Source organism: Kiloniellales bacterium (assembly GCA_030066685.1).
In the GTDB taxonomy this organism is placed as follows: domain Bacteria; phylum Pseudomonadota; class Alphaproteobacteria; order Kiloniellales; family JAKSBE01; genus JAKSBE01.
The window spans coordinates 1-14,622 of record JASJBF010000016.1 but is presented as its reverse complement, the minus strand read 5'-3'; the positions used below and the strand labels follow the sequence as shown (position 1 = coordinate 14,622).

General features: G+C 67.7%; 11 protein-coding genes. 5 read left to right on the top strand and 6 right to left on the bottom strand.

Annotated elements, in window-relative coordinates; genetic code table 11:
* Positions 1-34 precede the first annotated feature (34 nt).
* The gene (locus QNJ30_10480) at positions 35-442 is read right to left on the bottom strand and encodes a GtrA family protein (protein ID MDJ0943883.1); all 408 of its coding nucleotides are present in this window, start codon (positions 440-442) and stop codon (positions 35-37) included.
* Between the two features lie 234 nt (positions 443-676).
* Here QNJ30_10480 and QNJ30_10475 point away from each other — a divergent pair, with 234 nt between their 5' ends.
* Positions 677-1,663 carry a glycosyltransferase family 2 protein gene (locus tag QNJ30_10475; GenBank protein ID MDJ0943882.1) on the top strand — a complete coding sequence of 329 codons (987 nt, stop codon included), beginning with the start codon at positions 677-679 and terminating at the stop codon, positions 1,661-1,663.
* Positions 1,664-2,062: 399 nt separating this feature from the next.
* On the opposite strand, the gene QNJ30_10470 is transcribed toward QNJ30_10475, so the two are convergent.
* Together QNJ30_10470 and trxB are read right to left on the bottom strand one after the other, a co-directional pair.
* Entirely contained in the window at positions 2,063-2,953 is an 891-nt protein-coding gene (locus QNJ30_10470; protein ID MDJ0943881.1) for a LysR family transcriptional regulator, read from the bottom strand.
* A gap of 58 nt (positions 2,954-3,011) precedes the next feature.
* Entirely contained in the window at positions 3,012-3,980 is a 969-nt protein-coding gene (gene trxB / locus QNJ30_10465) for a thioredoxin-disulfide reductase (GenBank protein ID MDJ0943880.1), read from the bottom strand.
* A gap of 187 nt (positions 3,981-4,167) precedes the next feature.
* Here trxB and QNJ30_10460 point away from each other — a divergent pair, with 187 nt between their 5' ends.
* Entirely contained in the window at positions 4,168-4,650 is a 483-nt protein-coding gene (locus tag QNJ30_10460) for an Lrp/AsnC family transcriptional regulator (protein MDJ0943879.1), read from the top strand.
* Between the two features lie 58 nt (positions 4,651-4,708).
* Here the strand turns inward: QNJ30_10460 and greA are convergent, their stop codons facing one another.
* The 3 genes from greA to carA form a co-directional block, all read right to left on the bottom strand.
* Positions 4,709-5,185 (bottom strand): transcription elongation factor GreA, encoded by a 477-nt coding sequence (gene greA / locus QNJ30_10455; GenBank protein MDJ0943878.1) that lies wholly within the window; start codon positions 5,183-5,185, stop codon positions 4,709-4,711.
* 87 nt (positions 5,186-5,272) lie between these two features.
* Entirely contained in the window at positions 5,273-8,536 is a 3,264-nt protein-coding gene (gene carB, locus QNJ30_10450) for a carbamoyl-phosphate synthase large subunit (protein MDJ0943877.1), read from the bottom strand.
* Positions 8,529-9,716 carry a glutamine-hydrolyzing carbamoyl-phosphate synthase small subunit gene (carA, locus tag QNJ30_10445; GenBank protein ID MDJ0943876.1) on the bottom strand — a complete coding sequence of 396 codons (1,188 nt, stop codon included), beginning with the start codon at positions 9,714-9,716 and terminating at the stop codon, positions 8,529-8,531. The genes carB and carA overlap by 8 nt, the downstream gene beginning before the upstream one ends.
* Before the next feature lie 232 nt (positions 9,717-9,948).
* Here carA and QNJ30_10440 point away from each other — a divergent pair, with 232 nt between their 5' ends.
* The 3 genes from QNJ30_10440 to rpoD all read left to right on the top strand — a co-directional run.
* Positions 9,949-10,404, top strand: coding sequence for a GatB/YqeY domain-containing protein (locus tag QNJ30_10440; GenBank protein ID MDJ0943875.1), 456 nt, complete (start codon positions 9,949-9,951; stop codon positions 10,402-10,404).
* A gap of 331 nt (positions 10,405-10,735) precedes the next feature.
* Positions 10,736-12,631 carry a DNA primase gene (gene dnaG / locus QNJ30_10435; GenBank protein ID MDJ0943874.1) on the top strand — a complete coding sequence of 632 codons (1,896 nt, stop codon included), beginning with the start codon at positions 10,736-10,738 and terminating at the stop codon, positions 12,629-12,631.
* Positions 12,632-12,711: 80 nt separating this feature from the next.
* A partial coding sequence (gene rpoD / locus QNJ30_10430) for an RNA polymerase sigma factor RpoD (GenBank protein ID MDJ0943873.1) occupies positions 12,712-14,622 on the top strand: 1,911 nt, incomplete at its 3' end.

Sequence of the window (14,622 nt, the reverse complement as noted above, 5' to 3'; positions counted from 1 at the left end):
CTTTAGTCCCGAGGGCGAGCGCTGGCCACCTCGGTCAAAGGTCCGCGGGCTTCCCGGGGGCAGCGGCGGAGAACACCCATTTCCGGCTCAGGATATAGGACATCAGGGGCACGGTCGTGACGACAATGGCCAGCGCGATGCCGTAGTGCAGCCTCAGGACCTCGACCACGACGAACATGATGGTCTGGCTGCTCGTGAAGCCGAAAGCCTGGGTGAAGACGAAGCGGGGCAGGCGGCGGCCGTGATGCCCCTCGGCCGCGAAGGTCCAGTGGAAGTTTCCGAGATAGGACACGGGCAGCGCCGTCAGGAAGGCGAGCACGTTCGCCCAGACCGGCTCCAGGCCCAGAACCTCGACGAGGAACACCACCATGCCGGCATGGACGACCGTGGCGGCGGCGCCGACGACGCCGAAGCGGAACATCTCTCCAAGAGTCTGCTTCATCTTGCGCCGTCTGCCGTGACCGATCCCAAAAAGACTTCGCCTGGCCCGGCCAGCCTAAGTGCCGTCCGGTACCGTTCCGTTAATCACGGGCCCAAGGGCCGCCTCGCGAGGCGGTAACAAGCGTGCTGGCTTCATAGTCAAGTTTGCAATATTACTTAACCAATATCTAACTTTATCGATTTTTCATAGTTTATCGCGCTAATGCTTTGGCCGGGGAATTTGTGGGAGGCCAAGGTGTCCCAGTCTAGTACATTGAATATACTAGAGGCCGACATCGCCGTGGTGGTGCCTTGCTACAACGAGGAAGCCGCGATCGCCAAGGTGGTCGAGGACTTCCGGGATGCCTTGCCGGGCGCCGAGATCTACGTCTACGACAACAACTCCACGGACCGCACCGGCGAGGCCGCCGCGGCGGCCGGCGCGATCGTCAGGCGCGAGCCGCTGGCGGGCAAGGGCAACGTGGTGCGACGGATGTTCGCGGACGTCGAGGCGGACATCTACATCATGGTCGACGGCGACGACACCTACGACGCCGGCGCGGCGCCGGCCATGGTGGACCGGCTGATCGAGGAACAGCTAGACCTCGTCAACGGCCAGCGCGTGACCAGCATCAAGAAGGCCTATCGGCCCGGGCATCGTTTCGGCAACCTGCTGCTGACCGGCCTGGTCGCGGCGATATTCGGAAAGCGGATCGACGACATGCTCTCCGGCTACAAGGTCATGTCGCGGCGTTTCGTGAAGTCGATCCCCCTGCTGAGCTCCGGCTTCGAGATCGAGACCGAACTGGCCGTGCACGCCCTGGAGCTGCGCATGCCCATCGCCGAGATGCCGGTTGCCTACAAGGACCGGCCCGAGGGCTCCGAGAGCAAGCTCAACACCATCAAGGACGGAGTCAGGATCCTCCGGACGATCCTGCAGCTCGTCAAGGAAGAGCGCCCGCTCAGCTTCTTCACCGCCTGCGGGGTTCTGCTGGCGGCGACGGCCTTGGGGCTTTCCCTGCCGGTCTTCCTCGAGTATTTCGAGACCGGTCTCGTCCCGCGCCTGCCGACGGCCGTGCTCTCGACCGGAATCATGCTCCTGGGCTTCCTGAGCTTCGCCTGCGGCCTGATTCTCGACACCGTGACCCGGGGCCGGCGCGAAGCCAGGCGGATGAACTACCTCAATCAGCCGGTGTTCCAGCCCCGCGTCCACAAGCTGCTGGAAAAGCGCCTGGCCGGCTAGAGGCCTGCGGCCGAGGCCGGATTCCCGGATCGAGGAGAGAGGCCGTCGGGCCTCCCGCTTGACCGAAGGCTCCCTGCCGTGCAGAACCTCAATCCAACCTTCGGCGCCGCAAAAAAAAGCCGGGCCACGCAGGCCCGGCAAGTCGAACAGGGAGGCTTCACGTCTGGGAGACGTGAAATGGGTCCGAAGACCCAGTGCCCCGGGCAGGCGCCCGAAGCAGGATGATGTTGCGCTGCAACATCGCTCGCTTAATTAGATATAAGCTTTCGGCCGGGATTCCACCTGTAAATTCGTCAGTGGAGACATGCATTCGATGCATGACTGGCCGCCGGAGAAAAGTTCTCTGAATATCAATTAATTGGCCGCCGGCTTTGCGGCCCCCGGGCGGTCCCGGCCGCCTCAGAATTTCGCTTCAGCCACCTCGCGCAGCAGGAAGTCCCGGAACACCGCGATCCGCTTGGAATGGCGCAGCTCCTCCGGATAGACGAAATAGGCGTCGATCTGTGGGCCTTCCATCTCCGGCAGCACGGGCACCAAATCGGGGAAGCCCTGGGCCATGAACTCCGGCAGGGCGCCCAGGCCGCCGCCGCTCTGGACCACCCGCAGGATGGCATAGACGTTGTTGATCGTCAGGGTCGGCGCCCGCAGGTCGTTGTTGCCACGGCCCAGCTGCATCAGCCAGTTGACGCCGGGCACCGGCGGCCGGGCGTCCTCGCCGTAGACGACGATGCGGTGGCCGTCGATGTCGGCCGGGGTCTTGGGCATCCCGAAGCGCTTCAGGTAGGCCGAGGCGGCGTAGAGGTGCATGTGGGTGGTGAAGAGGTGGCGCTGGATCAGGTCGCCCTGGCGGGGCGGCGACAGGCGGATCGCGATGTCGGCCTCGCGCATCGAGAGGTCGAGCTCGGCGTCGGTCAGGATCAGATGCAGCTCGATCTCCGGGAAGATCTCGATGAACTCGGTCATCCGCGGCGACAGCCAGGTCGAGCCCAGGGCCACGGTGGTCGTGACCTTCAGCGGGCCGCTCGGCCGGTCCTTGCTCTCGGTGAGCTGGGCCTCGACCATGGCCAGCTTGCCGAAGACCTCGTGCGCGGTGCGGTAGAGCAGCTCGCCCTGCTCGGTCAGGATCAGGCCGCGGGCGTGGCGGTGGAAGAGCGCCACCTTGAGGCTCTCCTCGAGCGCAGAAATCTGGCGGCTGACCGCCGACTGGCTAAGGTTCAGGACCTCCCCGGCATGGGTGAAGCTGCCGGCCTCCGCAACGGCGTGGAAGATCCTCAGCTTGTCCCAGTCCATCATCTCCGCGGGATCGCTTTCGCTTGCGGCGCCGTCGTGGTCCGGCAGGCCGGGCGGCCTACTCGGCGGCCTGGGCCGCGCTCGCCTCCTGCTCGGCCAGGAAGCGCTCGGCCTCCAGCGCCGCCATGCAGCCCATGCCGGCGGCGGTGACCGCCTGGCGATAGACCTTGTCGCGCACGTCGCCGGCGGCGTAGACCCCGGGGACCTCCGTCGCCGTGGAATCCGGCGCGGTCAGGATGTAGCCCTCGTCGTCCATCTCGACCTGGCCGCGGAACAGCTTGGTCGCGGGATCGTGGCCGATGGCGACGAAAACGCCGTCGGCGGGAAGCTCGCCGGTCTCGCCGGTCTTGACGTTGCGGACCCGGATGCCGGTCACCCCGGGCGGCTCCGAGTCGCCGAGCACCTCCTCGACCACGTGGTCCCAGAGCATCTCGATCTTGGGGTTGGCGAAGAGACGGTCCTGAAGGATCTTCTCGGCGCGCAGCTGGTCCCGACGGTGCACCACCGTGACCTTGCGGGCGAAGTTGGTCAGGAAGATTGCCTCCTCGACCGCCGTGTTGCCGCCGCCGACGACCACCACGTCCTTGTCGCGGTAGAAGAAGCCGTCGCAGGTCGCGCACGCCGAGACCCCGAAGCCCCGGAAGCGGGTCTCGCTCTCCAGGCCCAGCCAGCGGGCCTGGGCGCCGGTGGCGATGATCAGGCTGTCCGCCGTATAGACCGTGCTGCTGTCGCCGGTGCAGACCAGCGGGCGCTGCGCCAGGTCGACCTCGACGATGGTGTCGGCGATGATGTCGGTGCCGACGTTGCGGGCCTGGGCCTCCATCTGCTCCATCAGCCAGGGCCCCTGGATCGCCTCGGCGAAGCCCGGGTAGTTCTCGACGTCGGTGGTGATCGACAGCTGGCCGCCCGGTTCCATGCCGCGCAGCAGGCGCGGCTTGAGGTTGGCGCGGGCGGCGTAGACCGCCGCGGTGCAGCCGGCCGGGCCGGAGCCGAGGATCAGGACCTTGCTGTGGGTTCGTTCTGCCATGCCGCGATTCGTCCGAATGATGAGGTGGCGCGCGCCCTTAAAATAGGTCCCGGGGGGCGGCGAGGCAACGCAGCAGCCTTCGCGTCGCGCCGAGCCTCGGGTGCGGGTCCGACGCGGCAGTTCCAAGCTTGCGGCCGGCCCGCGCATCGGTAACATTGTTGCGCGACAGGGAGGAGGCCGAGCGACGATGCGGCGGGTGAAGCTGGACGAGATCGATCTGCGGATTCTTCGGGACCTTCAGAACGACGGCCGAATCACCAATGTCGAGCTGGCGCGGCGCGCGGGAATATCGGCGCCGCCCTGCCTGCGTCGTGTGCGCGCTCTGGAGGAGTCGGGCTACATCCGCGGCTATCACGCCGAGCTCGACACCGAAGCTCTGGGCTTCGAGGTCACCTTCTTCGTCCTGGTCGGCCTCGACAGCCAGTCCGAAGCGGTCCTGAACGAGTTTCAGGCCCTGGTCACCGACTGGGCCGAAGTACGGGAATGCCACATGGTCCGCGGCGCCGGTGACTTCGTGCTCAAGATCGTGGCGCGCAACACCGCACACGAGAACGAGTTGACGGAACAGCTGACCGCCGCCCCGCACGTGACCACCGTGCAAACGATCCAAGTCATCCGGACCTCGAAGTACCGGCCCGGCGTGCCGATTCGGCCGAACGGTCGGATCTGATCCTCAGATCGGGCGATCCGAAGGGCCGCCGGGCGCCGCGCGGCGACGACTCCGCGATTCAGCGGAAGCGGACCTTCAGGATTTCGTAGCCCTTGACGCCTTTCGGGGTGGTGACCTCGACCGAATCGCCGACGGTCTTGCCGATGATCGAGCGGGCGATGGGCGAGGTGATGCCGAGGAGTCCCTGCTTGACGTCGGCCTCGTCCTCACCGACCAGCTGATAGGTCATCTCCTCGTCGGTGTCCTCGTCGACCAGGGTGACCGTGGCGCCGAACTTGACGACCTTGCCGGACAGCTTGGACACGTCGATGACCTGGGCCCGGGCCATCTTGTCCTCGAGCTCGCCCACGCGGCCTTCGATGAAGCTCTGGCGTTCACGCGCCGCGTGGTATTCGGCGTTCTCGGAGAGGTCGCCATGCTCCCGGGCCTCGGCGATCGCCGTGATCACCTCCGGCCGGGCGACGTTTTTGAGATGCTTGAGCTCCGCCTCCAGTCTGGCGAAGCCGTCTGCGGTCATGGGAATCTTTTCGGTCATGGCTGGCAACCCTGCGCCAACTCCATTGTCATAAGCCATTGAAAATGATGGTGAAACGTTGTCTGAATCAAGAACAACGACGCTTCATCATGCGGACGATCCATTAAAATAGGACTGCAGCGGCGCGACTTCAAGCTGGCCGGCGGTAAGCGCCCCGATCGCCTCGGTCGCGGCCTCCGCCCCGGCCACCGTGGTGAAGTAGGGGATCTCATTGGTCAGGGCGGTCCGGCGCAGGGTGAAGCTGTCGGCCATGGCCAGGGCGCCCTCGGTGGTGTTGAAGACCAGCTGGACCTTCCCCGAGAGCATGGCGTCGACGATGTGGGGTCGGCCCTCGCGCACCTTGTTGACGCTGCGAACCAGGAGGCCCCGGTTGCGGAAGTAGTCTGCCGTCCCGCCGGTCGCGACGATCTCGAAGCCGAGCGCGATCAGGCGGCGGGCCAGGGGTAGCATCGCCTCCTTGTCGCCGTCTTTGACCGAGATGAAGACGCAGCCGCCCTCTGGCAGGTGGTGGCCGGCGCCGACCTGGGCCTTGGCGAAGGCCCGGCCGAAGTCCCGGTCCAGGCCCATGACCTCGCCGGTCGATCGCATCTCGGGACCCAGGATCACGTCGACGCCGGGGAAACGGGCGAAGGGGAAGACCGCCTCCTTGATCGCGACGTGGTCGTTGCGCTCCGGCGTGGTGTGGAACTCGCCCAGCTTGGCGCCGGCCATGACCCGAGCCGCGATCTTGGCGATCGGGATGCCGACGGCCTTGGCGACGAAAGGAACGGTGCGCGAGGCTCGGGGATTGACCTCCAGGATGTAGATCTCCTTGCCCAGGACCGCGAACTGGACGTTCATCAGGCCGACCACCTTGAGGGCGGCCGCCAGCTTGCGGGTCTGCGCCTCGATCTCCCGGATCACCTCGTCGGAGAGGGAATGCGGCGGCAGGGAGCAGGCCGAGTCGCCGGAGTGGATCCCGGCTTCCTCGATGTGCTCCATGATGCCCGCGACCACCACGGACTCGCCGTCCGAGACGGCGTCGACGTCGACCTCGATGGCGTCGCGCAGGTAGCCGTCGATCAGCACTGGGTTACGGCCTGAGACCTTGACCGCGGTGGTGATGTAGCGGGCCAGGTCGGCCGCATTGTGGACGATCTCCATGGCCCGGCCGCCGAGCACGTAGGAGGGCCGCAGCAGGACCGGATAGCCGATCCGCTCCGCTGCCGCCTTGGCCTCCTCGGCCGAGGTCGCGGTGCCGTTCGGCGGCTGGCGCAGGCCGAGATCGGCGAGCAGGGCCTGGAAGCGCTGCCGGTCCTCGGCCAGGTCGATGGCGTCGGGAGAGGTGCCGAGGATCGGGATCCCGGCCGCCTCCAGGGCGTGGGCCAGCTTCAGCGGGGTCTGGCCGCCGAACTGCACGATCACCCCCAGAAGCCGGCCCTTGTCCTGCTCGACTCGCGCGACCTCGATCACGTCCTCGGCAGTCAGCGGCTCGAAGTAGAGCCGGTCCGAGGTGTCGTAGTCGGTCGAGACCGTCTCCGGGTTGCAGTTGACCATGATGGTCTCGATCCCGGCCTCGGCCAGGGCGTAGGCGGCGTGGACGCAGCAGTAGTCGAACTCGATCCCCTGGCCGATCCGGTTCGGCCCGCCGCCCAGGATCATGACCTTGTCGCGCGCGCTGGGATCGGCCTCGCACTCCGCGCGGTCGGGCCCGGCGGTCTCGTAGGCCGAGTACATGTAGGGCGTGGCCGAGGGGAACTCGCCGGCGCAGGTGTCGATCCGCTTGAAGACCGGCGCCAGCCCGGCCTCGCGGCGGCGCCGGGTGACCGCGGCCTCGTCCAGGCCGGCGAGCGCGGCCAGGCGGGCGTCCGAGAAGCCGAGCTGCTTGAGGTAGAGCAGCCGGCCCGGCGCCTCGGGCAGGCCGTCCCGGCGCAGCACGGCCTCGGCCTCGACGATCTCGCGCACCTGGGCGAGGAACCAGGGATCGAAGTGGCAGGTCGCCTGGATCTCCTCCAGGCTCAGGCCATGGCGGAAGGCCTGGGCGATGGTCAGCAGACGGTCCGGAGTCGGCTTGGCGAGCGCGGTCCGCACCGCGTCCTCGTCGACGGCGCCGTCCGGGCCCAGGGCGCCCGGAATCTCGATCTCGTTCAGGCCGGTCAGGCCGGTCTCCATCGAGCGCAGCGCCTTCTGCAGGGACTCCGGGAAGCTGCGCCCGATGGCCATGGCCTCGCCGACCGACTTCATCGCCGTGGTCAGCAGCGGCTCGGCGCCGGGGAACTTCTCGAAGGTGAAGCGCGGCATCTTGGTCACGACGTAGTCGATCGAGGGCTCGAAGGAGGCCGGCGTGACCCGGGTGATGTCGTTGTCCAGCTCGTCCAGGGTGTAGCCCACCGCCAGGCGCGCCGCGACCTTGGCGATGGGGAAGCCGGTCGCCTTGGAGGCCAGGGCCGAGGAGCGCGAGACCCGCGGGTTCATCTCGATGACCACCAGCCGGCCGTCTTCCGGGTTGACCGCGAACTGGACGTTGGAGCCGCCGGTGTCGACGCCGATCTCGCGCAGGCAGGCGATCGAGGCGTCGCGCATCAGCTGGTATTCCTTGTCGGTCAGGGTCAGGGCCGGCGCCACGGTGACCGAGTCGCCGGTGTGGACGCCCATGGGATCGACGTTCTCGATGGAGCAGACGATGATGCAGTTGTCGGCGCGATCGCGCACGACCTCCATCTCGTACTCCTTCCAGCCCAGGACCGACTGCTCGATCAGAACCTCGCCGACCGGCGAGGCGCGCAGGCCGTTGCCCACGATCTCCTCGAACTCCGCCCGGTTGTAGGCGATCCCGCCGCCGGTGCCGCCGAGGGTGAAGGAGGGCCGTATGATCGCCGGCAGGCCGACCACCTGCAGGGCCTCGCGGGCGGCCTCCAGGCTGTCGACCAGACGCGAGGCCGGGCAGGCCAAGCCGATCTTCTCCATGGCCTCGCGGAACAGCAGGCGGTCCTCGGCCTTGGCGATGACCTCGGCGCGGGCGCCGATCAGCTCGACGCCCTGCGCCTTCAGGACGCCGGTCTCGTCCAGCTTGAGGCCGGTGTTGAGCGCGGTCTGCCCGCCCATGGTCGGCAGCAGGGCGTCGGGGCGCTCCTTCTCGACGATCCGGGCGACCATCTCTGGCGTGATCGGCTCGACGTAGGTGGCGTGGGCGAGGCCCGGGTCGGTCATGATGGTCGCCGGGTTGGAATTGACCAGGACCACCCGGTAGCCCTCGTCCTTCAGCGCCTTGCAGGCCTGCGCCCCGGAATAGTCGAACTCGCAGGCCTGGCCGATCACGATCGGCCCGGCCCCGATGATCAGGATCGATTCGATGTCGCTGCGCTTAGGCATGCTCGGCCATCAGCGCCACGAAGCGCTCGAAGAGGTGGTGACTGTCGTGGGGGCCGGGGGAGGCCTCGGGGTGGTACTGGACCGAGAAGACCGGGCGGCCCTCCAGGCGCAGGCCCTCGTTGCTGCCGTCGAAGAGCGAGACGTGGGTCTGCGCGACGCCAGGCGGCAGGGAGTCGCTCTCAACCGCGAAACCGTGGTTCTGGCTGGTGATCTCGACGCGGCCGGTCGCGAGGTCCTTGACCGGGTGGTTGGCGCCGCGGTGGCCCAGGTGCATCTTGCCGGTGCGCGCGCCCAGGGCCAGGGCCAGGATCTGGTGGCCCAGGCAGATGCCGAAGACCGGCAGGCCGCTGTCCAGCAGCTCCTTGACGATCGGCACCGCGTAGGCCCCGGTCGCCGCCGGGTCGCCCGGGCCGTTCGACAGGAAGATGCCGTCCGGCTCGTGGGCCAGGATCTCCAGCGCGGGCAGGTCGGCCGGCACCACCGTAACCCGGCAGCCGAGGCCGGCGAGGTTGCGCAGGATGTTGCGCTTGGCCCCGTAGTCGACCGCGACCACGTGGAAGCGCGGCTCGGCCAGGCGGCCGTAGCCGGCGCCAAGGGCCCAGGGCGTCTCCTCCCAGCGATAGGTCTGGCGGCAGGTGACCTCCTTGGCCAGGTCCATGCCCTCCAGGCCCGGCCAGTCCCTGGCGCGGGCCTCCAGCGCCGCGAGGTCGAAGCCGCCTTTCGGATCGTGCAGCAGGCAGCCCTTCGGCGCACCGCGGTCCCGGATCCGTCGGGTCAGGCGCCGGGTGTCGACTCCCGCGACGCCGATCAGGTTCATCGACTTCAGCCAGGCTTCCAGGTGCCGGGTCGCCCGCCAGTTGGACGGCGCCGTCGGGTCGCAGCGCAGCACCAGGCCGCGGGCCGCCGGAGTCGTCGTCTCGATGTCCTCCGGGTTGGCGCCGACGTTACCAATGTGCGGGAAGGTGAAGGTGATGATCTCGCCGGCGTAGGAGGGATCGGTCAGGATCTCCTGGTAACCGGTGATCGAGGTGTTGAAGCAGACCTCGCCGACCGCGTGGCCCTCGGCGCCCAGTCCGTAGCCCCGGAAGACGCTGCCGTCTTCGAGCACCAGCACCGCGCTCGCAGGAGCCATTTGCCCGGGCCGTTCGGCCAGGGCGGTCGTCGAGCCGGCCTCCGTCATGTTTTGGCAGATCCTTCCGAGGCAGGGAGCGCCGGCCTTTGGCGGAATCTTCGCCGGCCGGCCTGGCAATTGGCCTTCGGAACCTCTACTTAAGCAAAAGCCGTGCCGCGGTCAAGCGGAAGCTTGCAAATCTTTCTTTTTCAAATCAGTATGTTAGGGAATATCTCTGGTTTGCCATTTCCAGGGATTTCGGCTAACGTCACCGCCCCTCGCACCAGCGGGAGATCTGCCCATGCTGCGCACCCGCCTCAACGACGCCTTGAAAGACGCCATGAAAGCCAAGGATCAGTGCGCCACGGCGACCTTGCGCCTGATCCTGGCCGCCTTGAAGGACCGGGATATCGCGTCGCGCGGCAACGGCGCGAGCGAGGCTGTCAGCGACGATCAGATCCTCGAGCTCCTGCAGAAGATGATCCGCCAGCGCAAGGAATCGATCCAGGCCTTCAAGAAGGGCGAACGGCCCGATCTCGTCGAGAAGGAAGAGCTGGAAATCAAGGTTATCGAGCGATTCCTGCCCAAGCCGCTCTCCGAAGAGGAAGCCAAGGCGGCGATCGAGGGCGTGATCAGCGAGCTCCAGGCCAGCACGATCAAGGACATGGGCAAGGTTATGGGGGCGCTCAAGCAGCGCTATCCCGGCCGCATGGACTTCGGCAAGGCCAGCGCCGCGGTCAAGCAGGCCCTGGCCTAGGGCACTATCCGATCAGATGGAATCGCTCTGCGATCCATCTGGCCGGATGTAATGCTCGAACTTCAAGGTATTAGCGCACTACTCCCGGCCCGACGCGAAGGCGTCTGATCGGGAAGTGCGCTAGACGAAGCCGCATTTCACCCACAGGCCTTCGGCCCGCAGCGGAATTGAGCCAGGGCCCGGCCGTTCAGGATCTTCACCGGCCATCCACAGACTTACCCGCCGGCAACCCACAGGACGATCCACCGCTTTCGACCTTGCGGCGGCCCTGGGCCTGTCGAATCGACTAGCGCTTTGATATGCTTGCGCGCCCCTCGCAACCGGCTGGCCAATGTCGATTCCCACCCAGTTCCTCGACGAGATCCGTGCGCGCCTGTCCCTGGCCGAGGTCGTCGGCCGGCGGGTCCGCCTGACCAAGCGTGGGCGGGAGCACAGCGGCCTCTGCCCCTTCCACAACGAAAAGTCGCCCTCCTTCACGGTGAGCGAGGACAAGGGCTTCTTCCACTGTTTCGGCTGCGGCGCCCACGGCGACGTCATCGGCTTCGTGATGCGCAGCGAGGGCCTCTCCTTCCCCGAGGCGGTCGAGCGCCTGGCCGGCGAGGCCGGGCTTCAAGTGCCTGTCGCCAGCCCGGAGGAGCGCCAGCGCCAGCGCCGCCAGGCCGACGTCTTCGAGGCCCTGGAACGGGCGACCGCCTGGTTCGAGGCGCAGCTCAAGGCTGCGGCGGGCGCTGAGGCGCGGCGCTACCTGGAGGACCGCGGCCTCAAGCCCGAGACCGTCGCCGCCTTCCGCCTCGGCTTCGCGCCGAACCGGCGCGGCGCCCTTGCCGCCGCGCTCAAGGCCGAAGGCGTGGGCGAGGCGCTGCTGGCCGAGGCCGGCCTCATCAAGCGGGTCGAGGGCGAGTCCCAGCCGCGCGACTACTTCTTCAGCCGGATCATCTTTCCGATCACCGACCGCCGCGGCCGGACCATCGCCTTCGGCGGCCGGGCGATGAACCCGCAGGCCAAGGCCAAGTACCTCAACTCGCCGGACGGCCCGGTCTTCCACAAGGGCCGGGTGCTGTTCAACCTGGCCCGGGCGCGCCGCGCCGCCCACGACACCGGCGAGATCATCGTCGCCGAGGGCTACATGGACGTCATCGCCCTGGCCCAGGCCGGCTTCCCGGCGGCCGTGGCGCCGCTCGGGACCGCGGTCACCGAGGCCCAGATCGAGACTCTCTGGCGCCTGGCGCCCGAGCCGGTGCTCTGCCTGGACGGCGACGCCGCCGGCCAGCGGGCCGGCCTGCGGGTCGCCGAGCGCGCCCTGCCGCTGCTGCGGCCGGGCTTCAGCCTCGGCTTCGCGGTCCTGCCCGAGGGCGAGGACCCCGACAGCCTGGTCGCCCGCGAGGGTCCGGAGGCCTTCCGCGCCGTGCTGGCGGCGGCCCGGCCGCTCTCGGAGCTGCTCTGGCGCCGGGAGACCGAGGGCCGGCCCCTCGACACCCCCGAGCGCCAGGCCGGGCTGGCCGCCCGCCTGGGCAAGAGCCTGGAGGCGATCCGCCACGACGAGCTGAAGGCCGCCTATCGCGAGGACTTCGCCCGGCGCTTCGAGGCGGCCTTCGGCTACGACCCCTGGGCGCCGCCGGGCCGCCGCTGGCGGCGGTCTGCGCCGGGCTCGGGCCGCAGGTCGCGAGCCTCCGGTCCGGCGGCGGCCCCGAAGCTGCCGCTGCCCGGCAGCCTGAAGGACCTGAGCGCGCTCAAGGCCCGGCAGGCGCAGCAGCTTTTGGCGACCCTCGTTAACCATCCGTCAATCCTCGCCGAAGTAGGTGAGGAAGTGGCCGAGGTCAGGTTCTCGTCCCGCGATCTGGAGGACTTCCGGGTCGCCTTGCTTGATTTCGCGGCGGCGCAGCCGGAACTTGACAGCGATGCCGTGAAATGCCACCTGTCGAAACAGGGATTTTCCGCGGTCTTGGATCGCCTTTTGCACAGAAATGTTTACCGTTTGGCCCACTTTGCGGGGCCCGACTCGTCGCACGACGAGGCGCGGGCGGCGGTCGCACATATTCTCGGTCTTTACCGGGATCGTGAGGCCAGGCGGGAAGGCTTGAAGGCGCAGCGGGAACTGGCGGAACAACCGGATGCGGAAGCCCTGGCCCGTTTTCAGGCGCAACAGCGGCTGCTTCACGAGAGCGAGTCGCAAAGAGCCGAGCTCGAGCGTCGGGACGGGATAGCAAGCGGGGACTTTAACAATTGACGGGTGCTCCCCGGCGGCCGGGCCGGCCTCCGGAGGACCGGAAAACCGACGCGCCCGTCGGAAGCGCGGGAATGGGCTGAATGGCGAGCAAGGCAAGCGAAGCGGTCGCTGAGACCACGGAAGCACGCGAGGAGGGCGGCGAAGGCCCGCTCATGGACGCCACCAGGGCGGCCGTCAAGAAGATGATGCAGAAGGCGCGCGAGCGCGGCTACATCACCTATGACGAGCTGAACCAGGTGTTGCCCCAGGACCAGGTGTCTTCCGAGCAGATCGAGGACGTCATGGCGCAGCTCTCGGAGCAGGGAATCACCCTGATCGAGAGCGAGGAGCCGGACGACAACGACAACGAAGAAGAGAGCGACGCCAAGCCGACCGGCAACCTCAACGACGAGGACATCGGCCGCACCGACGATCCGGTGCGCATGTATCTGCGCGAGATGGGCTCGGTCGAGCTGCTGTCGCGCGAGGGCGAGATCGCGATCGCCAAGCGGATCGAGGCCGGCCGGGAGAAGATGATCTCCGGCATCTGCGAGAGCCCGCTGACCATCATCGCCCTCTTGTCCTGGGCCGACGCCCTGATGGACGGCCGGATCCTGCTGCGCGACATCATCGACCTCGACGCGACCTACGGCGGCGGGCCGGAGGGCGAAGCGATCGCCGCCGATGGCGAGGCCGGCGAAGACGGCGAGGGGGGCGAAGAGGCCACGGACAAGAACGCCGAGGACGGCGAGGAAGAAGGCGAGGAGGACGACGGCGGCGTCGACGAAGAGAACAACATGTCTCTTGCCGCCATGGAGGCGGCGCTGCTGCCCCAGGTCCTGGAGAACTTCGCCGCCGTCGCCGGCACCTACCGCAAGCTCTCGAAGGTCCAGGAACAGCGCCTGGCGATCATGCGCAAGGGCGAGAAGGTCGTCACCCGCACGGAGAACCGCTACGTCAAGCTGCGCGACGAGCTCTTCGAGCTGATCAAGACCGTGCACTTCAACAACGCGCGGATCGAGCAGCTGGTCGAGCAGCTCTACCACCTCAACAAGCAGCTGATCGGCTTCGAGGGCCGGCTGCTGCGCATGGCCGAGAAGTGCGGCGTCGATCGCGGCGAGTTCCTGAAGTACTACTACGGCCGCGAGCTGGACCCGCGCTGGGTGTCCCGGGTCAAGCGGCTGTCCGGCAAGGGTTGGGAGAAGTTCGCCGAGCGCCACGGCGACGAGGTCAAGGAGATCCGCAAGGAGATCGCCCAGATCAGCGAGGACAGCGGCCTGCCGATCAGCGAGTTCCGGCGCATCGTCACCACGGTCAAGACCGGCGAGCGCGAGGCCAGCAAGGCCAAGACCGAAATGGTCGAGGCCAACCTGCGCCTGGTGATCTCCATCGCCAAGAAATACACCAACCGCGGCCTACAGTTCCTGGACCTGATCCAGGAGGGCAACATCGGCCTGATGAAGGCGGTCGACAAGTTCGAGTATCGCCGCGGCTACAAGTTCTCGACCTACGCCACCTGGTGGATCCGCCAGGCGATCACCCGCTCGATCGCCGACCAGGCGCGGACCATCCGCATTCCGGTGCACATGATCGAGACCATCAACAAGCTGGTCCGTACCAGCCGCCAGATGCTGCACGAGATCGGCCGCGAGCCGACCCCGGAGGAGCTGGCCAAGCGCCTGGTCATGCCGCTGGAGAAGGTCCGCAAGGTGCTCAAGATCGCCAAGGAGCCGATCTCGCTGGAGACCCCGATCGGCGACGAGGAGGATTCCCACCTCGGCGACTTCATCGAGGACAAGAACGCGGTCATCCCGCTCGACGCGGCGATCCAGGCCAACCTGCGCGAGACCACGACCCGGGTCCTGGCCTCCTTGACGCCGCGCGAGGAGCGGGTGCTGCGCATGCGCTTCGGCATCGGCATGAACACCGACCACACCCTGGAGGAGGTCGGCCAGCAGTTCTCGGTCACCCGCGAGCGCATCCGCCAGATCGAGGCCAAGGCCCTCCGCAAG

Coding starts and splice junctions, on each gene's coding strand:
- QNJ30_10480 (MDJ0943883.1), bottom strand. CDS start 442: ATGAAGCAGACTCTTGGAGAGATGTTCCGCTTCGGCGTCGTCGGCGCC.
- QNJ30_10470 (MDJ0943881.1), bottom strand. CDS start 2,953: ATGGACTGGGACAAGCTGAGGATCTTCCACGCCGTTGCGGAGGCCGGC.
- trxB (MDJ0943880.1), bottom strand. CDS start 3,980: ATGGCAGAACGAACCCACAGCAAGGTCCTGATCCTCGGCTCCGGCCCG.
- QNJ30_10460 (MDJ0943879.1), top strand. CDS start 4,168: ATGCGGCGGGTGAAGCTGGACGAGATCGATCTGCGGATTCTTCGGGAC.
- greA (MDJ0943878.1), bottom strand. CDS start 5,185: ATGACCGAAAAGATTCCCATGACCGCAGACGGCTTCGCCAGACTGGAG.
- carB (MDJ0943877.1), bottom strand. CDS start 8,536: ATGCCTAAGCGCAGCGACATCGAATCGATCCTGATCATCGGGGCCGGG.
- carA (MDJ0943876.1), bottom strand. CDS start 9,716: ATGACGGAGGCCGGCTCGACGACCGCCCTGGCCGAACGGCCCGGGCAA.
- QNJ30_10440 (MDJ0943875.1), top strand. CDS start 9,949: ATGCTGCGCACCCGCCTCAACGACGCCTTGAAAGACGCCATGAAAGCC.
- dnaG (MDJ0943874.1), top strand. CDS start 10,736: ATGTCGATTCCCACCCAGTTCCTCGACGAGATCCGTGCGCGCCTGTCC.